Below are 21,270 nucleotides of genomic sequence, written 5' to 3' on the forward strand. Positions count from 1 at the left end.
TGAGTTTCCAACCACCACAGTGGCACATTGCGATGCCGTTCGGGGAGGACGGCAACCACCCCATCTGACAACCAGACGGCCGAGAGCATATCGTCGAATCTAAACAAAGCGTTTCCGGTTTGCCGCGCTGATTTCAGAATCCCAGCACGGCGTCGATGCCGAAGGTGAACTGGCCGGTATTGCGCAGGTCGTTGAATGGGTGCGTGCCGTTCAACGACCGGTCGAAGCGGATTTCGGGCCGGAGTTCGAACAGCTTGACGGGGTGGCCGAGCGTGGGGTGCCAGGTGGCGCCCAGTGTCAGAGCCCCATACGTGGTGGCGGGGGCGGACTGGGTGCGGGTGGGCTGGCCGAGCGTGGAGCGCATATAGGCATCGTCGGCGATGAAGGATGTGACGAGCAGCCCGGTATCGTCGCGATAAATCTCGCCGCGCGCATTGAGCGTGAGAGAGGAACTGACCTGATAGCTGAGATAGCCGACGGCGCTGTAGGTGTTGGCGTGCAGTCCTGCGTCGTGCAGCAGGTTGAGTTCCGCGGTCGCGGAGAAGCGGTCGGTGAATTTGAAGGTGCCGCTGAGGTCGTTCCAGAATCGTTGCGCAGAATTGGCGCGGTTGCCCAGAGCACGCACCGAATCTTCCGGCCCGACGCGCCCCAGATAGGTGACGGACAGCCGGCCGCCGGCCAGACCGGTTGCCGCGAGGCCGAAATAGCCCGCCGGAGCGTCGTTGTTGTCACCCTTGCCGAACGAGACCTGATTGCCGGTGTCGATGCCGAACAGCGCATCGAGATGGCTGGTGAGGTGCCACTGGACCATGGCGCCGACATGTTCGAACGGCGTGGAATATTCGGTCGTGTAGGACAGCGTATAGAACGGGCGCAGGGCGGGATCGAGCGATTCCACCCCCATGGGGGACGAGAGGATGCCGGCCTGGATGTCCAGCCCGTGGCGCATCAGCGGCAGGTGCACGTCGAGATGCGCCTGCGGGATGATGAACTGATAGCGGCTGGTGATGGCGCGGTCGGTTATGCCCGCGATGTTGAAGTAACGGCCGTCGGCACCGTAGAGCCCGCGTAATAAGAAACCCACCTGCATCTGCTGGACGGTGGGATCGACGGCGCGCGAGACCGTGAGCGTGAGCTGGTCGAGTTGCGCCTGGTTGGCCCGGTCGCCGAAGAACTGGCCGAAATTGACGCCGTTGGCGGGGCGCGCGGGGTTGGCGTTGATGCCGCCCTCGACCTGGCCGGCGACGGTGATGCCGTGCAGCCAGTCGGCAGCGTCGTCGGCCAGGGCAGCATCGGCCAGCGCGGCCTCGGGCAGGACGATGGCCGCCATGACGGCCATGCGGCCGAACCAGCGTGCGGCGGGAGAGTGGGAAGGCGGCCGGGATGACGCACTGCCCTGTTCTCTGGTTTCGTTTTTCATGTGTCTTCCACAAGGAGTGTCGGGAATCGCCGCGACGGGATGCGTGGTGGCGATAATGGAAGGCAGCTAGGCGCAGGTGATGGCGGCCGACAAGGGCGTGCCGAGGCGCCGGCGCGGCTTTGTGCGGAATTCCTATGACTTTCCTATGGGATTGGCGGGTGCCTCCTCTGTCATCCCTATGCGGTTCGGCGGGATACTTCCGGTGCGTGAAAGGGAGCATTCACATGCTGGACTGTCTTTACCTTGGCATCGGGCTCGGCGGATTTGTCGTCTGCATGGGCTACGTGGCCTTCTGTGCGCGGATCTGAACGCCATGACATTCGAACTTGTCCTTGCGGGCGGGGTGACGGTCGGCCTTCTGGCCTATGTCGCCGCCGTGCTGCTGCATCCTGAAAGGTTCTGACGCCATGTCGCTTTCCGGATGGATCACCATCGCGGCGTTTTTCCTGTGCGTCATCGCGATGACGCGGCCGCTGGGCGGATACCTTCAGCGCGTGCTGGAGGGGCAGGCCCATTTTCTGGGGCGGATCTTCGGCCCGCTGGAACGCGGGCTTTATCGGGTTGCCGGGATACGCTGGGAGGAGGAACAGTCTTGGATGCAGTATGCCACGGGGGTGGTGCTGTTCTCGGCCGTGTCCTTCGTCGTGGTATATGCGTTGCTGCGCTTTCAGGTGCTGCTACCGCTGAACCCGGCGGGGTTGGGGCCGGTGGCGCCCGATCTGGCCTACAACACGTCGATCAGTTTCGTGACGAATACCAACTGGCAGAGCTATGGCGGCGAGACGACGATGAGTCATCTCAGCCAGATGCTGGCGCTCGCGGTGCAGAATTTCGCGTCCGCCGCCGTCGGGATCGCGGTGGCGGCGGCCGTCATTCGCGGCTTCGCACGACGGGGTGCGGCCACGATCGGCAATGTCTGGACCGATCTGGTGCGGGTGACGCTGTATGTGCTGCTGCCGATTTCGGTTGTCGTGGCCGTGTTTTTCGTCTGGCAGGGGGTGCCGCAGACCCTGCATGGATCGGTGGAGGTGACGACGCTGGAAGGCGCGCGCCAGACGATCGCGCTGGGACCGGTGGCGACACAGGAAGCCATCAAGATGCTCGGCACCAATGGCGGCGGCTTCTTCAATACCAACTCGGCCCATCCGTTTGAAAACCCCACGGCGTTGAGCAATTTCGTTCAGGTGCTGTGCATTTTCGCGCTTGGTGCGGCGCTGACCAACCTGTTCGGCCGTATGGTCGGGCGTGAGCGCGAGGGGTGGGCCATCTTCTCGGCCATGGCGCTGCTGTTCCTGATCGGCGTGGGTGTGACCTATTGGGCGGAGGCGCATGCCAACCCGGCCATCGCGGCGCTGGGCGTGGACCCGACGCTGGGCAACATGGAAGGGAAGGAAACGCGCTTCGGTATCGCCGCGTCGGCGCTGTTCGCGACGGTGACCACCGATGCCTCGTGCGGCGCGGTGAATGCGATGCATGAAAGCTTCCTGCCGCTGGGAGGCATGGTGCCGCTGGTCAACATGATGCTGGGCGAGGTCATTTTCGGCGGGGTCGGCTCGGGGCTGTATGGTTTCCTGCTGTTTGCCGTCATCGCCGTGTTCATGGCCGGGCTGATGGTGGGCCGCACGCCGGAATATCTGGGCAAGAAGATCGAGGCGCGCGAAGTCAAGATGACGATGCTGGCGGTGCTGTGCCTGCCGCTGGCCATGCTGGGCTTTACCGCGATCGGGGTGGTGACGGGGCCTGGACTGTCGGCACTGTCGGCCGGCGGTCCGCATGGCTTTACAGAGGCGCTGTATGCCTACAGTTCGGCGGCGGCCAATAACGGCAGCGCCTTCGGCGGGTTGACCGCCAATCCGTTCTGGAACCTGACGCTGGGCATCGGCATGGTAGTGGGGCGCTTCTTCGTCATCATTCCCGTGCTCGCCATTGCCGGCGCGATGGCAGCGAAGAAGGTGGCACCGGCCACCTCCGGCACCTTTCCGACCGATAACGGCCTGTTCATCGCGCTGGTCGGCGGTGTGATCGTGATTGTCGGCGGCCTGACCTTCCTGCCCGCGCTCGCGCTCGGCCCCATCGTCGAGCATCTGGCGATGCTGCGCGGCACCCTGTTCTGAGAGGCGGATCCTCCATGACACGTCAATCTTCCCGTTCTTCGGCAACGGGCGGCCTTCTTCGGGCGGATCTGCTTCTGCCTGCAATCGTCGATAGTTTTCGTAAGCTCGATCCTCGCGTCATGTGGCGCAATCCGGTGATGTTCGTGGTCGAGATCGTCACGATCCTGACCACGGTGCTGCTGGTGCGCGACCTGGCGACCGGTCAGGCGCATACGGGCTTCGCCATCCAGATCAATCTCTGGTTGTGGTTTACGCTGCTGTTCGCGAATTTCGCCGAGGCGGTGGCCGAGGGGCGCGGCAAGGCGCAGGCCGACAGCCTGCGGCGGACCCGCACGGAGACGCTGGGCAAGCGGCTGCTGGCCGACGATGCGGGGTTCTATGCCCGCACGGGTCTCTACCAGCCGATTCCGGCGCCGGAATTGGTGGTGGGCGATGTGGTGCTGGTCGAGGCCGGGGATCATATTCCCAGCGACGGCGAGGTGATCGACGGCATCGCGTCGGTCGATGAATCCGCCATCACCGGAGAATCGGCGCCTGTGATCCGCGAGAGCGGGGGCGACCGGTCGGCGGTGACGGGGGGCACGCGCGTTCTGTCGGACTGGATCATCGTGCGCATCACGGCTGCCCAGGGTTCGACCTTTCTCGATCGCATGATCGCGCTGGTCGAGGGCGCGCAGCGGCAGAAGACGCCCAACGAGATCGCGCTGACGATCCTGCTGGCGGGCATGACGCTGATCTTCATCTTCGCCGTCGCGACCATTCCCAGCTTCGTGCGCTATGCGGGCGGGCATATCGGCGTGCTGATCCTGGTGGCGCTGTTCGTGACGCTGATCCCGACCACCATCGGCGCGCTGCTGTCGGCGATCGGCATAGCGGGCATGGACCGGCTGATCCGCTTCAACGTGCTGGCCATGTCGGGCCGGGCGGTGGAGGCGGCGGGGGATGTCGATACGCTGCTGCTGGACAAGACGGGGACCATCACGATCGGCGACCGGCAGGCCTCGCGCTTCGCCCCGGTGTCGGGGGTGAGCGAGCAGCATTTGGCCGATGCGGCGCAACTGGCATCGCTTGCCGACGAGACGCCGGAAGGGCGCTCGATCGTCGTGCTGGCCAAGGAGCAGTTCGCGATACGCGGGCGGGAGATGCATGCGCTGGGTGCCGTCTTCGTGCCCTTTACCGCCCAGACGCGCATGAGCGGTGTGGATATCGGCCCGCGCCGCATCCGCAAGGGGGCGGTGGACAGCGTGCTGGCCGCAGTGGGTGCGGGGGCCGCCGGAGCGGGGGAGGTGCGGGCGATCGCTGATGATATCGCCCGCCAGGGCGGCACGCCGTTGGCGGTGGCCGATGACGGGCGCCTGCTGGGCGTGGTGCATCTGAAGGACGTGGTGAAGGGCGGCATCCGCGAACGCTTCGCCGAACTGCGCCGGATGGGCATCCGCACCGTCATGATCACCGGCGACAATCCGCTGACGGCGGCGGCGATCGCGGCGGAAAGCGGGGTGGATGATTTTCTGGCCCAGGCGACCCCGGAGGCGAAGCTGGATCTGATCCGCCGGGAGCAGGCCCAGGGCAAGCTGGTCGCCATGTGCGGCGACGGGACCAACGATGCGCCGGCCCTGGCGCAGGCCGATGTGGGCGTGGCCATGAATACCGGCACGGTCGCGGCGCGCGAGGCGGGCAACATGGTCGATCTGGACAGCGATCCGACCAAGCTGATCGAGATCGTGGGCATCGGCAAGCAGTTGCTGATGACGCGCGGCGCGCTGACGACGTTTTCGATCGCCAATGACGTGGCGAAATATTTCGCGATCATTCCAGCGATGTTCGTCGGCTTCTATCCGCAGTTGGGGACGCTGAACCTCATGCATCTGGCCACGCCGGAGAGTGCCGTGCTCTCGGCCGTGATCTTCAACGCGCTGATCATCATCGTGCTGATCCCGCTGGCGTTGAAGGGCGTGCGTTATCGCCCGGTGGGGGCGGCGGTGCTGCTGCGGCGCAACCTGCTGATCTACGGGGTGGGCGGGCTGCTGGTTCCGTTCGCCGGTATCAAACTGATCGACATGCTCGTGACGAGCATCGGCCTGGCCTGAGGAGGTCCATCATGACGATCGTGCGCACCATACGGCCCGCGCTGGTGGTTTTTCTGTTCCTGTCGGTTGTGACGGGCATAGTGTATCCGCTGGCGATGACGGGGGTGGCCGGATATGTGCTGCCGCGCCAGGCGGGGGGCAGTCTGGTGATGAAGGGGGACAGGCTGGTGGGGTCCACGCTGATCGGCCAGGATTTTGCCGATGCGCGCTATTTCCACGGCCGTCCCTCGGTGACCGTGGGGCCGGACCCGGCCGATCCGTCGAAGACGGTGGCGCAGCCCTATAATGCGGCGGCTTCGATGGCGTCCAATGCCGGGCCGACATCGCGGGCGCTGGTGGAGCGGGTGGCGGCGGCGGTTTCGCGGCTGAAAGCCGACAATCCGGAAGCGGTGCTGGCGGGATTGCCGGTGCCGATGGATCTGGTGACGAGTTCGGGCAGCGGGCTCGATCCCGATATCTCGCCGCAGGGCGCGCTGTTTCAGGTCGCGCGGGTGGCGCGGGTGCGGCACCTGCGCGAGGAGACGGTGCGGGCGCTGGTGGACCGCATGGTCGAACGCCCGCTGATGGGCTGGCTGGGCGAGCCGCGCGTGAACGTGCTGGAACTGAACCTGGCCCTCGATACGTTGCATTGAGCTGAACGATGGACACGCGCCCCGATCGCCCCGACCCTGATGCTTTGCTGCGCCGTACGGAAAAGGAGGACGCGGCGCGTGCCAGGGGGCGGCTGAAGATCTTTCTCGGCGCGGCACCGGGTGTTGGCAAGACGTTCGAGATGCTGACGACGGGCCACCAGTTGCTGCGCGACGGGGTGGACCTGGTCGCCGGGGTGGTGGAAACGCATGGGCGGGCGGAGACGGCCGCGCTGCTGGACGGCCTGGAGGTGGTACCGGGCCGGGCGATCGCCTATCGCGGGCGGACGGTGTGGGAGATGGACCTGGATGCGATCCTGGCCTGTCATCCGCGCGTGGTGCTGGTGGACGAACTGGCGCATACCAACGTCCCCGGCTCGCGGCACCCGAAACGCTGGATGGATGTCGAGGAACTGCTGGCCGCCGGAATCGACGTGCTGACGACGGTCAACATCCAGCATCTGGAAAGCCTGAACGACGTCGTGGCCGCCATTACCCGCGTGCGGGTGCGCGAGACGGTGCCGGACAGCGTGATCGACGGCGCCGACGAGGTGGAACTGGTCGATCTGACGCCCAACGACCTGTTGCAGCGCATGCGCGACGGCAAGATCTATGCCGAGCAGACGGCCCGGCGGGCGATGCTGCATTATTTCTCGCCCGGCAACCTGACGGCCCTGCGCGAACTGGCGCTGCGCCAGACCGCGCAGCAGGTGGATGCGCAACTGGTCGACCACATGAAGGCCAATGCCATTTCCGGCCCCTGGGCGGCGGGGGAGCGGATATTGGTCTGCCTGACGTTGCAGGACCATGATGCCAGCCTGCTGCGCTATGCGCGGCGGCTGGCCGACCGGCTGCATGCGCCCTGGATCGTGCTGCATGTCGAGACCAGCCGCGACCTGACGTCGGACGCACGGACGCGTATGGCCACGCAGATGCATCTGGCGCAGTCGCTGGGCGCGGAGACCGTGACCATCCCTGGCCAGGATGTGGCGCTGGATGCGCTGGCCTATGCCCGCGCGCAGAACGTGACGCAGATCGTGGCGGCGCACCCTGCCGGCAGGGGCTGGGGCGGGCGGCTGCGCCAGTGGTTCGGCCGGGCGACGACCGAGCGGCTGATCCAGTGGGCGGACGGGTTTCCGGTGCATGTGGTGCCGCGATCGGAAGCTGGCGAGCCCGATCTGGCCGGGGCGCCCCCGGCGCGGGCGCGGCGTGTTGGCCCCTATCTGGCCAGCACGCTGATCGTGGCCTGCGCACTGGCGGTGGCGCTGCTGCTGCGGCAGGGGTTTGCGGTCAGCAATGTGTCGCTGGCGTTTCTGACCGCGATCCTGGGTGCGGCGGTGGCCTACGGGCTGGGGCCGTCGCTGTGGGCGTCGGTCCTGGGGATGCTGTGCTTCAATTTCTTCTTTCTGCCGCCGCTCTACACTTTGACGATCGCGGCGCCGGACAATGTGGTGGCGCTGTTCTTCTTCTTCGCCACGGCGGTGATTGCCAGCAATCTGGGCGCGCGGGTGCGCAATCAGGCGGTGGTGGCGCGGCATCGGGCCGAGATCACGCAATCGCTCTATCTGTTCAGCCGGACGCTGGCGGGGATCGGGACGCTGGACGATCTGCTGTGGGGGGCCAGCCATCAGATCGCCACCGTGCTGGACCGCAAGGTGGTGATGCTGCTGCCTGTGGACGGGCGGCTGTCGGTGCAGGCGTCGTACAATTCCGGACAGCGGATCGGCGAGGAGGATCTGGCGGCGGCGACCTGGGCGTGGAAGCATGACAAGGTGGCCGGCCGGGGTTCGGACAACCTGCCGGGCACGCGCTGGCTGTTCCTTCCGATGCGGACCGGGCGCGGGCCGGTCGCGGTGATCGGGCTGGATACGGACCGCGACGGGCCGATCCTGGATGCCGAGCAGCAGCGCCTGCTGGATGCGCTGGCCGACCAGACGGCATCGGCCGTCGAGCGGATCACGCTGGCCCGGGACCTGGACCAGGCGCGGCTGAATGCGGAAACCGACAAGCTGCGGGGAGCGCTGCTGACCTCGATCTCCCACGATCTGCGTACGCCACTGTCGGCGATCCTGGGGGCGGCGTCGAGCCTGGACAGTTACGGCGATACGATGGGGCCGGAGGACCGGCACGACCTTCTGGCGACCATTCGCGACGAGGCCGAACGGCTGAACCGGTTCGTCGCTAACCTACTGGACATGACGCGGCTGGAGGCCGGAGCGCTGCGGCCCCGCCGGGAGCCGGTCGATGTGGCGGAAATCGTGGCGAGCGCGCTGGGGCGGGCGGCGCGTATCCTGGCCGATCACCGCGTTGAACTGGAGATGGAACCCGAACTGCCGATGCCGCTGCTGGATGACGTGCTGCTGGAGCAGGCCCTGTTCAATGTGCTGGACAATGCCGGAAAGCACACGGCGGCGGGCACGCGGATCGTGATCCGGGCGGCGTTGCGGCCGGAAGGGCTGGTGCTGGAGGTGCTGGATGAGGGGAGCGGGCTGGCCGTGGAGGACACCGAGCAGGTGTTCGGCAAGTTCCAGCGCTTTCTTTCCGCCGATCGCGCGCGGGCCGGGACCGGGCTGGGGCTGGCCATTGCGCGTGGGTTCGTCGAGGCCATGGGCGGCACGATCGTTGCACGAAACCGGCGCGACCGGCAGGGTGCGGTCTTTGTCATGACCTTTCCGTTGGAGGCGAGGGGAGCGGTGTGAGCGATCCGTGCGTACTGATCGTCGATGACGAGCCGGCTATCCGGCGCCTGCTGCGGACGACGCTGGGCAGCCAGTCCTGGCGGACGCTGGAGGCGGCGACCGGTGCCGCCGCGCTGCGGATGGCCGTGGAGGAGCATCCCGATATCGTGCTGCTGGATCTGGGATTGCCGGACCTGGACGGTGCCGAGGTGCTGCGGCGCATGCGCGCGGACAGGCCGGATCTGCCGGTCGTCATCCTGTCGGTGCGTGACGACGAGCGCGGCAAGGTGGCCGCGCTGGAAGCGGGCGCGGACGATTACGTGACCAAGCCGTTCAGCATGGCGGAACTGATCGCCCGGCTGCGCAATGCGATGCGGCATGCGTTGCAGCAGCAGGGTACCGTGCCGGTCTTCGTCTCGGCCGATCTGCGCGTCGATCTGGTGCGGCGGCAGGTCTTTCGGGGGGAGGAGGAAATCCGGCTGTCGCCGCGCGAGTGGGATATCCTGCGGATGCTGGTGCAGTATGCTGGTCGTGTCCTGACGCATCAGACCATCATGGGCCAGCTCTGGGGGGCCAGTGGCGATGTGCAGCAACTGCGCGTCTATATCCGCCAGATCAGGCAGAAGATCGAAAACGATCCGGAGCGGCCACGGCATATCGTGACCGAAACGGGCGTGGGGTACCGGCTGGTGCAGTCACAGGGGTGACGGCACCGGCCGGTGCGCCCGGTCGCCATCGGCTTCGGCTTCGGCTTCGGCTTCGGTGTTGTGACACTGGCCGGCGTGATCACAATGGCTGCTTGCCAACAGATGATCGGTGTAGAAATTTTCGCAGCCGCAATGCTCTCAGCCGTATTTGTCATGAGTAAGATGACGACCTGGTTCGGCTAAATTCCCAGCAGGAAGATGAGGCAACGCACGATAATGACCCGTGACAAGCAAAGGACCCATGAAAGGTGATTCTATGAGGAACGCTACCCGCCTGATCCTCGCTTCCCTGTCGCTCGTGGGTGGTTGGGGCGGGATGGCCCAGGCGCGAACGGGTGATGCCGTTGTCCCGGCCTATGGTGCCATTCATGCGGCCGATGGCCTCGCTAACCGCCCAGATCCATCATTGCGGTACCGGGTCGCATTCGACACGACGCGGGCCGCGGCCGACCCAGAGCAGATCAATCCAGCGCTGGAGCGAATCGCTCGCTTCATGAACCTCCTCGCGGCCGACGGGGTACATCCCAAAGCCGGCGACGTCGTAGCGATCGTCTACGGGGCGGCCACACCGTCTATCCTCTCCGACGCGGCGTATAGGGCGCGTTTCGGTCGGGACAACCCCAACACCAGGCTGCTGCGCGCGCTGGGCAAAGCGGGGGTCTCGATCGAGGTGTGCAGCTACGCTCTGTCGGGACAGAAGATTGCACGGGATGCCGTCGCCGACGGGATCCAGGTCGATGTGTCCGCCATGGTCACCCTGGCCAACTTGCAGTTGAGGGGTTGGGCCGTAATCTCGGGATAGAGGCTGCTTTCCGCTGGCCTCTACGCGCGCCGGCATAGGAGGCTGGAGTGGATTACGTAACGTCGACGGTTGCACTGGCCGAGATGGCGATCGCCGCGATCATTCTGACGCCATTTCACCTCCTGAGGCACATCCGAAAGCAAACGGAGCGTCGGAATGGCAAGTGACGGTCATACGACGGTGACGAAATTCCCCCAGCCAGCCGATCGGTTGGCAACCGTCTGCATGCCGTGGCATGCACGCGAAATCGGAGCTAATTTTATACGGGCAGCGAAATGCTTCGTGTGCGGGCGGGATGTCGCCGCTCCCGCACAGGCTTGCCGATCGATTTGCCTTTATTGTGCAATGGAGAGGGGGCAAATTGAGCCTGTGGAGAAAGAACCTCCTGAATGGAGATGAAGGTGTAAAGGCATGACTCACAGCCAGACGACCAGGAGACCGGAGCAGTGAGCCTTGCCCGCGCCATTCTGATCCGCCGGGAGCGCCAACGGCGGGGCGGAGCCAGTCGAAAGGAGAGGCTCTCCGTGTCGCCTCTCCTTCGGAACACTTTTGCCGCTGACAAGCAGCTTCAGCGAGCATGGAGGGCGGAAGGCGTGCCCTTTTGGAAGCGCCTGCTTCGGGCCTTCCTGATTCAGGGATGACGGCCATCGCAGACAAGCAGACAGCCGGAGAACCGACACAATGAATGTGGAAACCGTACCTGATGACTGGATGCACAGATGGTTTGATCTGCCAACCGGCCATGTCTGGGCTGTAGGGATGGCGATGGTGGCTGTCTGGTTGGGCTTTGTATGGTGCTGGCCGAATATCCAGAACTACGCAGGAAAGCCGCTGTCTGACACGCGTACGCCCGCCCTGCCGGGCCGGTGGCGCGAACGTGGTCCACCCAGCCGGAACTGCCGGGCATCACCCGGGATGACGACACGCCCCACCGCGTGCTTCGCGAACAGAAGTGAGAAGTATCTTTGTCCACGCAATTGCATGTTCTGACCGCCAAAATCGCCGCTGCCTATGTCTCTCACGTCAGCATGCCGCCTGACGCACTGCCGCCCTTGCTGACATCGCTCTATGACACGCTCGCTGGCCTGGGCGCGGCAGTCGAGGTTCCGCCAGCGCTCACCCCGGCGGCGGCGCCGAAGAAATCGGTGTTCCCGGACTACATCATCTGTCTGGAGGACGGCCGGCCGTTCAAGACCCTCAAACGCCACCTCCTGAGTGCCTACAACCTGACCCCGGACCAATACCGGGCGCGCTGGAACCTGCCGGCCGATTACCCGATGGTGGCGCCGAACTACAGTGCTCACCGGACCCGGCTGGCCAAGGCCGCAGGGCTCGGCCGCGCGGAGGCTCCGCCAGCCGAAACCCCACCCGATGTCGTCGAGGGCGTGGTGGTCACCAGGATTCCTGCCGCCAGGCGCGGCCGGCGGCGCAAGGCTTGATCGCGCCGCCTGACAGCAGGCCAAATCGCCGCACGTCCTCGGCGGGGCGCTACAACGGTTCGCGAGCAGATCGGTGATGCCCTGTTCGCCCGGAAGACGCCGGCTCCACTGCCCGTGGATATGTGCATCGTCCTGCGGACCGCGCTCTGCCCGTGGACAGTCCGTGGACAACGTGACGTTGCCCACAGATTGCCCACCGGCGCCACGCTCGACACACATCTCCACCGGCACACCAGCAGCAGGATCTTGTATTTATTAACTTGGCGTTTACCAAGATGCAGCAGCCTTAGGCTGCGGCATCTCCTGTCCCAATTCCGAGCAGAGCCATGAGCAAAGCATTTATCGCCGCCGTCCTTCAGGATTCCCTCGACTGCACCGGCGTTGCAGCCGCCAGGGGCGCCGACGCACTCCTGGGCGCGATCGTCGCCGAACTGCAGCACGAGGGAAGCTTTACGTTACCGTCCTTCGGAACATTCACGGTGCGCGAGACCAACGCACGCCAGGCGCTCAACCCCCGCACCGGCGAGCCCGTCTCGGTCGAGGCAGGGCGGACGGTCCGCTTCAAGGCCAGCCCGCTGCTCAAGAAGGCGGTCTGATTGATGCGAGGGACCGGGAGTGGGCCGATAATCCCCAGCCCGCCTCTGGTCCTGGTCGTCCGCCCGCGCTGCGCGCCTGACGCACCGCAACTCGCGCGGATCCTGATCAATCAGGAAGAGAGCCGTATCCGCGACGAAGCTGGTGCGGTCGTCCGAGCTAAGCTGACCATCACCTTTCGCCGTCTCGCCGACCAGCCGGGTCGCCACCCATACCCGACCCGGCGGTTCATGGCATGCTACGCACGGCAGTGGGACGACGGCGCCCGCATCAGCCTGACCTCGCACTACCCGACAGGGGGCGCGGTCTTTCTCGACCTGGAGGGGCTGGAGGGCAACCGGATCGGCTCCTTCCTGATGAATCTGGTCCTCACCTGGGCCCGGCAATGGCCGGACGCCGAGGTGAATCCGATCACCCTGCTTGCGCATCAGGCACATGGCGACAATACGATCCGGCGCAACCGGTTCTACGAGCAGTTCGGCATCGTGTTCGCCTATACGGACGATACCAGGGCAGCGGGTACCGCCAGGGAAATGCGCGCCGGCGAACTGCGACCCTGGGAGCACCTGCCGGAGAATCTGTCGGTGCTGCCGCTCGAGGCGGCGTTCGACGAGCAGCAGCGCGAACTCGCCGCCTTGCGTCAGTCCCAGCAGACCATGCAACTGCGCGACCGGGCTCTCCGTGGTGAGCTCCAGCGCGCGATGGCGCATCCACTGCGCTTCGCCGCCCGGCAGATCTGGTATCGTCACGCCCCGCTGCTGGTCGGCACGGCATCACTCGCGGTCCTCGGCAGCCTCTCCCTGCTGGCGCGAGCGCGCTGACCCGCCCCGCCCTCCCGGCCCCCAAAGACCCAGGGCGTCCAGTCGGCTACCCGCATTGCGCACCGCCTGATCCGCCGCCGCCATCGCCGCCTCGAGATCCGCATAATCCGGCTGCCAGCGCGCCAGCGGTGACAAGGTAGCCGGCACCGACGCTTCCTCGACTGCCGACGCACGGATCCGGCCGCCGCCGCGCCGCGCCCGACGCGGTAGGGCCACCTCCTCGGCCAGCGGCGCCAGGCCCTTCAGCCCGAACAGCCGGCGCGCGCTGCGATGCGTGACCTCGACCACGACGCCCTGGTCAGCGAACCGGTCGAGCAGCGCCAGCGCGTTCTTCGGCGCCATCCGCAAGCAGCCGGCCAGGGTGCCGGCCGAGATCAGCGGCGCCGCCGCGATCAGATCCAGCGCCGCCGGCGCCCGCGAGTTGCTGCGTCGGCCGGTCGCCACGATCTGGCGCGCCTGGCGCCACGCCTGTTCCAGCAGCCCGAGCTGGCGCAGCCCGTCGCGCGCCTCCGCGGCCAGCGCCTGCAGGAAGAGCGGTGCCCACGCGGCAAAGCCCCACGGCACGTCCGCCTGCAAAGCAGCTGCCCCGGTCAGCGGCAGTGCCGTCCGCAACAGCGTGGTGCCGAGATGACGGACGATCGCGGTGCGCATCGCCGGCCGCGCGTGACCGGCCTCGAGCCAGTCATGCAGCCCGCGGGCGACCCCCAGCAGCGGGCTCTCCGTGAGCGCGCCACGCGCGAGGACTGCCATCGCCTCCTGCACCGCGCCCTCCTGGTCGAAATCCGGCGCCACCAGCCACTGATATTGGGCGAAGGCATAGCGGGCCGCTTCGAACACCCCGCCACGGTCCGCGTTGCCGAGGCGCAGCGGCAGATGCTCGATCACCGCGGCCAGGTGCCACGGGTCGATCGCATAGCCGTCGACCGCCGCCTGCCGGCGCACCGCATCCAGGCGCATTCGGTGCAACACCGCCGGCAGCAGCGGATGGCCGTGCAATGCCTGGTCGAGCCGGCCGAGGGCGAATGCCGCGCGCTCCAATGCCACACCGAATTCGTCGGCCGTCAGGCTCCGTCCCTCGTCCCGCATCGCCGTCCCGTCCTAGATTACGGGTGCCGGCGCAGCTCCAGGGCCCGCTTTCGGAGTTGCCGACCGCGGCAGGTCAATCTGCCGTATCTCTCTCGGCGTTGGCGCGACCGCCCGCACCAAGCCGACAGCCCCCTCCGCGCTTCCGGCCGACCCGCCCCAGAGCATCCCCGGCATCAAGGCGGAAATGGTGCCGGCCCAGTACCCCAGATCGCCCAACGGGATCACCATGCCGATATCCGTTTCTTCCGGAGAAAGCGCCTGCGCCAGAATGTCGACAAAAGGCAGACTGTCGGCACTTGCGTTTGTTCCGCCAGCAGGGCCAAGCGCCTTGAGCACCGAGATGGCCCACGGCGATCGGGCGTCGCCGTACGGCCATTGGACATAGTAGCACCAGCCACCGAAGCCGGCGTCCTGATTCTGTCTCCAGCCATGCAACTCCGCTGCGAGAAAGGCCGTGCTCTGCTGATAGCTATAGGCCGGGACGAACAGAGAACTCTTCCCCTGATGGCACGCGATATGCCAGCGGTCTTTTTCTCCAAGCCATTCAAAGATCTGGTCCCGAGGGCATCCCCTTGCCAGCGCCCGCTTGATCACGTCCAGCGCCCGCTTTTGCGAATATGCCGAAGCCTCGTTTTCGGGGGGCGTTTCCGGCATGCCGTCATGCACCGTATGGTCGAGACGAAGATCTTCGAACCGCTGTCCTTGCTGCGGGCGCTTGGCCTGGAACAGAGTAAGTTTCACCATGCCACCATCGAGGTCGGTGACGATGCCGAAATCGCCGCCGGTACGCGGTTCATCGCTTCGCTTCTTCTGATGCGCCCAATAGCAGCCGGCCGCCGGAGGCCCTTGCGAAGAGCCGGCGTCGTCTGGCGCCAGCAGCGTGACCATGCTCAGCGCATTGGCCAGCAGGCCGAACAGGGCGGCGGTCTGCGGCTCTTCATCGACCCTCTGCGGCCCGAGCAACATCACCTGGTTGCGCACCGCCAGATGAGCCGCCAGACGCGACAGCGTCGCCCGCCAGGCCTTGTCCCGGGCGGCAAGGCCGGCGGAGCACGCAGTTTCTGCATCCTCCCCCATCTCGATCGCCTCACCGCTCGCAAGAGAGAAAGCCTGTTCTGGTCTTTGCAAACGATCGGCCGCTAGATTCGACAGCGAGGGGGTCCATCTCTTGCCGTCCGCCGGTGTCGCAAGCAAGGCATCCAACGCAGCAGCCAGTAGATCGAGCGGATGCGTCGGCGGGAGGAAGGCTTGTTGTTCTGGCATGCGTAATCTCGAGCTTGAGGTGGAGTCGTCCATTTCACATTTTTTAGATAATGAGATAGGTATTTTTTATAAATCAATTTGTTAGATCGATTTTTATTTTATGAGACTCTTTTAGATAATGAGACTGCAGGATGCGGAGAGACCGGCACCTTCTACACGTCAGATTAGAGGGGGTAACCGGATAGTCGGTTACCGAGAAAGGATGACCGTCCGCAGTCATGCAGCCAGGCCCGGCAGGAGGCGGGAGATCTGTCTACGTAGACGCTCTCTCGCTGCATCGATCGGGCCTGGGACGGTCTTTGCCGAGAGATCGGCCCGCATCTTCTCGCCAAGGAAATACGCGATCCGCTCTCCGTTCGCGCCACTCGGATGTGGCATGCCTTCGAGAACCTTCTCTGCCTTCAGATCGCCGCGCCTCACCAGATGAGCCAGTGCCTCCGTCGGTTTCGGCCCAAGTGGTAGCCAGAGAGCATCAGGCAGCAGCCGAGCCTCTTCCGCGAGAATCTCCTCGACCATCCCGCGTAGCATCGGTGTGCCGAGCATCGCCGGGGTTCCGTTATAATTCTCGCCCCGGACAAACACGGGATAACGGAGAGCCGATGTCATATGAACAAACTCGTGCTGCGACGTAAAGAGATCCGCGCAGCTTGAAACGCCGAAGGCATGATGAAGCGTCAGGAAGTCGAGCATACGCACAATATTGTTTCTCATGCCCCCGCTGAAACTGCCGGTCAGTTTTGCGGTCCGCAGCGCTTCTTCCTGTCCGGCGCCTGCTTTCAACGTCTCGCCGAAGGCGGTGAGCGCGTTCACAGCCTGAGTGCGGCCGGGCGTAATGCCGCAGATGACCAGCCGGGCCGTCTTCGGTGTGTAGTCAAATGGCGCCCAGGTCGTCGTGACGTTGCCGCTCGTCCCGAGCAGCAAAGAGCCGTCGTCCAGCAGTGAAGCCGGAGAGCAGGCGTCACGCACAAGAGTGCCGATGCGTGCGAGGTCGACATTAGTGAGAATGCTCATGACGTTTTCGAATCCTGAAGTAATCTGAAGAAGATGGTAGGGTCCAGATCAGGCGCGGTTTATTCGCTTGGTCCGATGGCCCGCCAGGATGATCCGTCCCTCGTCGCTGACGACGAGAATACCGGTTGTGTGCCCATACAGACCGCAACCTAGCCCCCTCGGGAATGGCAGCCTTCCAGAAATAGCTTATGTTAGTTCGAGGTCTGAAATGAGGCCTCTGCCACCTATCCGCTCCACGTTTCTTCAGCGGACAGGCAGTTCAGCGGGGGGGAACGGAAAGTCCGGTTCCGGATGTAAACGTGGAAAACCGGACATTCAGGACTGCGAAATAATCGCAAATACAGTTCCCGCTCGATTATTGATATCCGCACAAAAACCATATTTATCAGTTAATTGCAAAATTCTAAACCAATAACGCCATGATTGATACCATACTTCGAGATAAATACCCGTAACTGCTCTCTCTTTCTGTTCAACAACGATTCGTCATGACTACAGGCGGACCTTTGAAGTATGGCCGGACCTGGAACAAGCCCGTCATTCCCGCCCGGCTCACCAAATGTCGGCTTCCGACACGAGCCGACAATCACGCGTTCGGCCACCTTGGCTCGTTGAACGAGCAAGGCTGGCCGCTTTATGCTCTGGCGGGTTTCGGACGCACCGGGGTGGCTTGCAGACATTCGTTCATTGGGCCGCAGTGTTCCGCATCATGATAATAGCTGCTTGTGCTGGACCCTCATGAAACAGCGACGCAAAAAGGCGCCGACGGGAAGCCTCGTGCAAATGGCAGCGCAATCGACTACAGGGCAATCACGCGCCGGTCCAATAAATGACAGGGTTCACGTGGTAGGCTAGACCTTGCGAGGAGGAGATCTGACCCGGTCGCCTTCGCCCCTCTCGAAGGACGGCCACTCGATGTCCCGCTTTTCAAGCTTCCAATATGCGCCGAGCGAGACGCGCCAAATTCTTCGGGATCGCTTCTCGCGCAAACTCCGCGTTTCGCGGCAGGATCACTATCGCGACCCGAATCTTGCCTACACGCCCGACGTCGTGGCCCTGCGTCTCCTTCAGGAGATGACGATATCGCCGGCCTCCGCCTGGTCCGCCGTCGAGGCCGCCTACGGCTTGGACGGGGTCTGTCCGGACGAGGCGGCCACTCTACCAGACCTCGTGTCGTCCGGCGGTGCGCGCGTGGTCTGGGGAAGAGTCAAAATCTCGCAGGACATCGCGGTCAGGGCGCTACGCGCGCCCGACGGCGAGATGGACGCCCTGAAGGCGCTCGCGAAAGGCATCCACGGTCAGACGTTCGGGTTCGACACGGATTTCGGGGCGGACGCCGAGTTGCGCGCTCTGTCCGAAGATATTGTTGCGGGCCAACTGGATCCGCATCATCTCGTCGTGCGCAGTCCGGCCTGGGTCGCCGAACGGCTTTGGGAATCTGTTCGCGGCCAAGCGATCTCAGTCGAGGTCGCCTTGCGCCGCTGGATTGATCTCTGGGGCGTGCTCGAATATCCCGACATCGTCCCCGAGCGGGCTTGGGGGCCGGGTGACGCCGCCACCTTTAGAGAGGCAGCGCTTGGCTTGATCGGATCAGAACCGGCGCTGGCCGGCTGGATCGAAACCCGTGACCTCTATGTCCGGCAAGCGGCGTTCGCCCATAACGTCACGGTCGCCAACGCCGAGTGCCACATCCCGGCACCGCCGAGCACGGCCGTCTGCCGCGCGCTTTGGCTGGAGAGCCGGGCCGTCGAAGGCAGCGCCTACGGATCACTGGATGATTGTGGCGCCCTGTTCGGATTAGCGCGGGTGCTCCTAGCCGACGTCGATGCGCAGAACAACGCCAAGGCCCCGCACCCCATGGCCGCTGCGCTGTTCGACCTCGCTCTTGACCGGCCCGAACTCTTCAATGCCGTGCTGCATCAGGCGCGGAGCCATCCGCGGTTGCTCGCCGACCTTGTGCTGCATCCGCCCACGGCCGCACTCGCCTGTCTCTTGATCGCCCAGTGGCGTCATCCAGGCGGCGCCTGGGAACGGGCCCTCACTGAGGCGGATCATCAGGTTGGACAGGCCGACGCCTTCGCCGATGGCGTCGCGATTTTGGGAGAACACCTGCGGCGCGACGCAATCCCCGTGGGCGAGGCGGCGGCGCTGCTGAGCTGGTTGCATCGCCGCGCCGGGCCCGGGTTTGTCGATGACGTCGCCGGGGCAGACTTGCTAATGGCGAGCCTGCGCCGGGAGTTGGCAATGTGCCCCGCGCCCGTTCTGTTGGCCATGACGGGGTCTCTGCGGGGACCGGCCCTAGACCAGGGATTGGGCGCGCCGGAATTCGCCGCAGTCCTGGACCTTTGCGACCTTGGGAACCTGACGGACGACGTGGATCCCGAGGGAGTGATCGCCGCCTATGAAGGCGCCTTTCAGGCCGACCACTACAGTCTGTCGGCCTACCGTGTGGACGCCGCCGGCGCGGCGGCCTTGGCCCGCCTGAGCGAGCGAACCGAGGATCTGAGAAAGCGCTTCCTCTACCCGTTGCACCTTCGCGCTCGTCTAGCCGCCGCTCCGCCGGACCAAAATCCGTTTACGCTCGCCGATGCTCTCGGCCGGTCGGTCCGCGTTCATATCCGCATCCTGTGCCGCGCAATCGTCGGCGGTCCCCTCGACACAACCAGCGACCTCTTGGAAGCGCTGGTCGACGCTGTTCGGTCCGGTGCGCTGGAGCATAAGGAAAAGGGGCGCGTCGCGGCTTTCGCGCCGAGCTTTGAAAACACGTTGATCCGCACGCCACGCGATCGCCCGCTGTCGAGCGACCTGACGGCGGCTCTTGGGTGCCTGAACCCCGCGGCGCAGGTCTCCCTGCTGGACGCGATCCTGGAAACCGACGAGCCTTTGATCCTCGCGCAGATCTTGCCGAACGTGCCGCCGAACCTCCGCGCGCGCGTCGAGCAGCGGATCGCAGCGCTCGCGCCTGACGCCGCCGCCGAGATTCGATCTTTGCCCGAGATGCACGCCCGCATCGATCAGCTGCTGACCATCGGGGCGGCCGACGCCGCAGCGAGTTATATGGCCGCCGAAAGGAACCTGAAGATGTTGGGCAAACCTGCCGGCCGGGAACTGACTCGCTTTCGCAATGAGCTGCGGCTGGCGTTTCTGAAGCAAGATTGGGACGCGATCACGCATGCGCCGCAACCGGCCTTCACCGCCCGGCTGGAACAGGCATCAGCCCTCGAAACCCTGCAGCAATTTCGCGGCCTCGTGGCGCTGGTAGGGCCCAACTCCGACCCAGTGGTGGCGAAGGCGGTGTTCGCCAAACTCTTCGCGAAACGGAACTCCCTGATCTTCGCCACCAACTGGTTCGCTGCTGCCATCAGCGAACTCTTGGTCGACGACAGCTTCGGTCTCTTAGCGGGTCCCAACGTCCGGCTCGGTCGCCAGGTGCTCGCCGAGCTCGACCGCATGGTCGCCTTGTTGCCGAAGGGGCCGCCCGACGAAGTCCTGGAGTGCAATCGCGCGCAGTTGCTGCTGGCGCTGGGCGAACCCGGCCAGGCCTCGGCGACGCTATCCAGCGTGCCGCTGACGCGTCTTCACGCCGTCGCCGCCGCCTATCGCGCTGTCGCCTTTGCCCGCTTGGGTCATCCGGCCGAAGCCACGGCGGCCTTGGACGGCGCCGAGTTTCGGTTCGGCGCGACGCCCATCCTCACCGCGGCGCGGGCGCACATCGCCAGCGGGGCGGCGTTCCTCGCCTTGCCCGAAGTCTCCGCTTACGACAACCTCGTGGACAATGTCGGGTCGGCGATCGCGCGTTTCCGGCTGATGGGCCCGCAACAGCAGGCCCGGGTGCTTCGTCCGCAGTCAGACGCCTTCGAGGCACTGCTGATCGACTATGTGCGCGCGGCGGCCGACGCGGTCGTGTCCCTGGTCCCCATGATGAAGGGCGTCGATATCGACGCCATTGAAGACGATCTGAATGCCTTCGTGCAGCATCTGTTGGCGGCGCGCGTCCAATTCCTCGGCTGGTCGGTAAACGACCAGTCGAAGGGGGGCTACAGCGCGAACGCCAACGCCGGCGAGCGCGACATCATCCTCACCAGCGGCAGCACCATTCTGGCGATCGTCGAAGCGCTCAAATGCAAGAGCGCGCTGACCCAGGACGTCGTGAGAGCGGACCTGGAAAGCCACTTCCAGAAACTATTGGGCTACGGCAACCCACGGATCTTCTTCCACCTGACCTACGCCTACATCGACGTTGGCGAGGTCATCGCCTTCCTCGGGACAGCGGCCGAGACGGCGTGCCCGCCGGGCTTCAAATATCTCGGCCAAGAGAAGATTCGCCATGAAGATTCACGGCCGCCGGGCTTTGTTGCCCGCTATGACGCCGACTTCGGCGAGGTGAAGGTCGTTTTTCTAGTGCTAAACATGGGCCAAGACCGCCAGCGCAATGCTGGGATCACAGCGGGGAAGACGAAGGCTCGGAAAGCGACCAAGGAAGGAGGGAGGAGGGAGGGAAGAGCAAGGCGGTGAAGTCAAGTCAGCGGCTCAGACTGATAGCACGGTGGATTCTTAACCGTGGCCACCTCGGGATGGGCGGAGACGAATCCTCGAGCTCCTTAAGCGATGCCCGC

Annotated in this window: 16 protein-coding genes; 12 read left to right on the forward strand and 4 right to left on the reverse strand. The window is 65.0% G+C overall.

The features are described from left to right. Positions 1–133 precede the first annotated feature (133 nt). Complete coding sequence (locus HLH25_RS08340; RefSeq protein WP_456305503.1) at positions 134–1,330, reverse strand: outer membrane beta-barrel protein; 1,197 nt, start codon at positions 1,328–1,330, stop codon at positions 134–136. 403 nt (positions 1,331–1,733) lie between these two features. On the opposite strand from HLH25_RS08340, the gene HLH25_RS08345 reads away from it, so the two are divergent. The 11 genes from HLH25_RS08345 to HLH25_RS08395 all read left to right on the forward strand — a co-directional run bounded on the left by HLH25_RS08345 (position 1,734) and on the right by HLH25_RS08395 (position 13,294). Then, positions 1,734–1,823, forward strand: a complete 90-nt coding sequence (locus HLH25_RS08345; protein ID WP_114727904.1) for a potassium-transporting ATPase subunit F — start codon at positions 1,734–1,736, stop codon at positions 1,821–1,823. Positions 1,824–1,827: 4 nt separating this feature from the next. After that, positions 1,828–3,534: a potassium-transporting ATPase subunit KdpA gene (gene kdpA, locus HLH25_RS08350; RefSeq protein WP_182973620.1), complete on the forward strand. Its 1,707-nt coding sequence runs from the start codon at positions 1,828–1,830 to the stop codon at positions 3,532–3,534. Between the two features lie 14 nt (positions 3,535–3,548). After that, positions 3,549–5,624, forward strand: coding sequence for a potassium-transporting ATPase subunit KdpB (kdpB, locus tag HLH25_RS08355; RefSeq protein ID WP_182973621.1), 2,076 nt, complete (start codon positions 3,549–3,551; stop codon positions 5,622–5,624). Between the two features lie 11 nt (positions 5,625–5,635). Further along, positions 5,636–6,256, forward strand: coding sequence for a potassium-transporting ATPase subunit KdpC (gene kdpC, locus HLH25_RS08360; RefSeq protein WP_220791732.1), 621 nt, complete (start codon positions 5,636–5,638; stop codon positions 6,254–6,256). Between the two features lie 8 nt (positions 6,257–6,264). Further along, positions 6,265–8,952, forward strand: coding sequence for a sensor histidine kinase (locus HLH25_RS08365; RefSeq protein ID WP_182973622.1), 2,688 nt, complete (start codon positions 6,265–6,267; stop codon positions 8,950–8,952). Next, positions 8,949–9,638, forward strand: coding sequence for a response regulator (locus HLH25_RS08370; RefSeq protein ID WP_182973623.1), 690 nt, complete (start codon positions 8,949–8,951; stop codon positions 9,636–9,638). The genes HLH25_RS08365 and HLH25_RS08370 overlap by 4 nt, the downstream gene beginning before the upstream one ends. 12 nt (positions 9,639–9,650) lie before the next feature. After that, positions 9,651–9,821 carry a hypothetical protein gene (locus tag HLH25_RS08375; protein WP_182973624.1) on the forward strand — a complete coding sequence of 57 codons (171 nt, stop codon included), beginning with the start codon at positions 9,651–9,653 and terminating at the stop codon, positions 9,819–9,821. A 73-nt stretch (positions 9,822–9,894) separates the two neighbouring features. Then, entirely contained in the window at positions 9,895–10,440 is a 546-nt protein-coding gene (locus HLH25_RS08380) for a DsrE family protein (protein ID WP_246401726.1), read from the forward strand. Positions 10,441–11,405: 965 nt separating this feature from the next. Beyond that, positions 11,406–11,879: a MucR family transcriptional regulator gene (locus HLH25_RS08385; protein WP_246401728.1), complete on the forward strand. Its 474-nt coding sequence runs from the start codon at positions 11,406–11,408 to the stop codon at positions 11,877–11,879. 326 nt (positions 11,880–12,205) lie between these two features. Continuing rightward, positions 12,206–12,475 carry an HU family DNA-binding protein gene (locus tag HLH25_RS08390; RefSeq protein WP_182973625.1) on the forward strand — a complete coding sequence of 90 codons (270 nt, stop codon included), beginning with the start codon at positions 12,206–12,208 and terminating at the stop codon, positions 12,473–12,475. Positions 12,476–12,478: 3 nt separating this feature from the next. Next, positions 12,479–13,294 carry a hypothetical protein gene (locus HLH25_RS08395; protein ID WP_182973626.1) on the forward strand — a complete coding sequence of 272 codons (816 nt, stop codon included), beginning with the start codon at positions 12,479–12,481 and terminating at the stop codon, positions 13,292–13,294. Here the strand turns inward: HLH25_RS08395 and HLH25_RS08400 are convergent. The 3 genes from HLH25_RS08400 to HLH25_RS08410 form a co-directional block, all read right to left on the reverse strand. Continuing rightward, a complete protein-coding gene (locus tag HLH25_RS08400) occupies positions 13,247–14,263 on the reverse strand; it encodes a hypothetical protein (protein WP_182973627.1) in 1,017 nt (338 codons plus the stop codon). The genes HLH25_RS08395 and HLH25_RS08400 overlap by 48 nt on opposite strands. A 129-nt stretch (positions 14,264–14,392) precedes the next feature. Further along, entirely contained in the window at positions 14,393–15,676 is a 1,284-nt protein-coding gene (locus HLH25_RS08405; RefSeq protein WP_182973628.1) for a hypothetical protein, read from the reverse strand. A 183-nt stretch (positions 15,677–15,859) separates the two neighbouring features. Beyond that, positions 15,860–16,654 carry a hypothetical protein gene (locus HLH25_RS08410; RefSeq protein WP_182973629.1) on the reverse strand — a complete coding sequence of 265 codons (795 nt, stop codon included), beginning with the start codon at positions 16,652–16,654 and terminating at the stop codon, positions 15,860–15,862. Positions 16,655–17,569: 915 nt separating this feature from the next. On the opposite strand from HLH25_RS08410, the gene HLH25_RS08415 reads away from it, so the two are divergent. Beyond that, positions 17,570–21,169, forward strand: a complete 3,600-nt coding sequence (locus HLH25_RS08415; RefSeq protein WP_182973630.1) for a hypothetical protein — start codon at positions 17,570–17,572, stop codon at positions 21,167–21,169. Positions 21,170–21,270 lie beyond the last annotated feature (101 nt).

The sequence above is a fragment of the Gluconacetobacter dulcium genome (genome assembly GCF_014174165.1).
Lineage (GTDB): Bacteria > Pseudomonadota > Alphaproteobacteria > Acetobacterales > Acetobacteraceae > Gluconacetobacter > Gluconacetobacter dulcium.

Coding starts and splice junctions, on each gene's coding strand:
- HLH25_RS08340 (WP_456305503.1), bottom strand. CDS start 1,330: ATGGCGGCCATCGTCCTGCCCGAGGCCGCGCTGGCCGATGCTGCCCTG.
- HLH25_RS08345 (WP_114727904.1), top strand. CDS start 1,734: ATGACATTCGAACTTGTCCTTGCGGGCGGGGTGACGGTCGGCCTTCTG.
- kdpA (WP_182973620.1), top strand. CDS start 1,828: ATGTCGCTTTCCGGATGGATCACCATCGCGGCGTTTTTCCTGTGCGTC.
- kdpB (WP_182973621.1), top strand. CDS start 3,549: ATGACACGTCAATCTTCCCGTTCTTCGGCAACGGGCGGCCTTCTTCGG.
- kdpC (WP_220791732.1), top strand. CDS start 5,636: ATGACGATCGTGCGCACCATACGGCCCGCGCTGGTGGTTTTTCTGTTC.
- HLH25_RS08365 (WP_182973622.1), top strand. CDS start 6,265: ATGGACACGCGCCCCGATCGCCCCGACCCTGATGCTTTGCTGCGCCGT.
- HLH25_RS08380 (WP_246401726.1), top strand. CDS start 9,895: ATGAGGAACGCTACCCGCCTGATCCTCGCTTCCCTGTCGCTCGTGGGT.
- HLH25_RS08390 (WP_182973625.1), top strand. CDS start 12,206: ATGAGCAAAGCATTTATCGCCGCCGTCCTTCAGGATTCCCTCGACTGC.
- HLH25_RS08395 (WP_182973626.1), top strand. CDS start 12,479: ATGCGAGGGACCGGGAGTGGGCCGATAATCCCCAGCCCGCCTCTGGTC.
- HLH25_RS08405 (WP_182973628.1), bottom strand. CDS start 15,676: ATGGACGACTCCACCTCAAGCTCGAGATTACGCATGCCAGAACAACAA.
- HLH25_RS08410 (WP_182973629.1), bottom strand. CDS start 16,654: ATGAGCATTCTCACTAATGTCGACCTCGCACGCATCGGCACTCTTGTG.
- HLH25_RS08415 (WP_182973630.1), top strand. CDS start 17,570: ATGTCCCGCTTTTCAAGCTTCCAATATGCGCCGAGCGAGACGCGCCAA.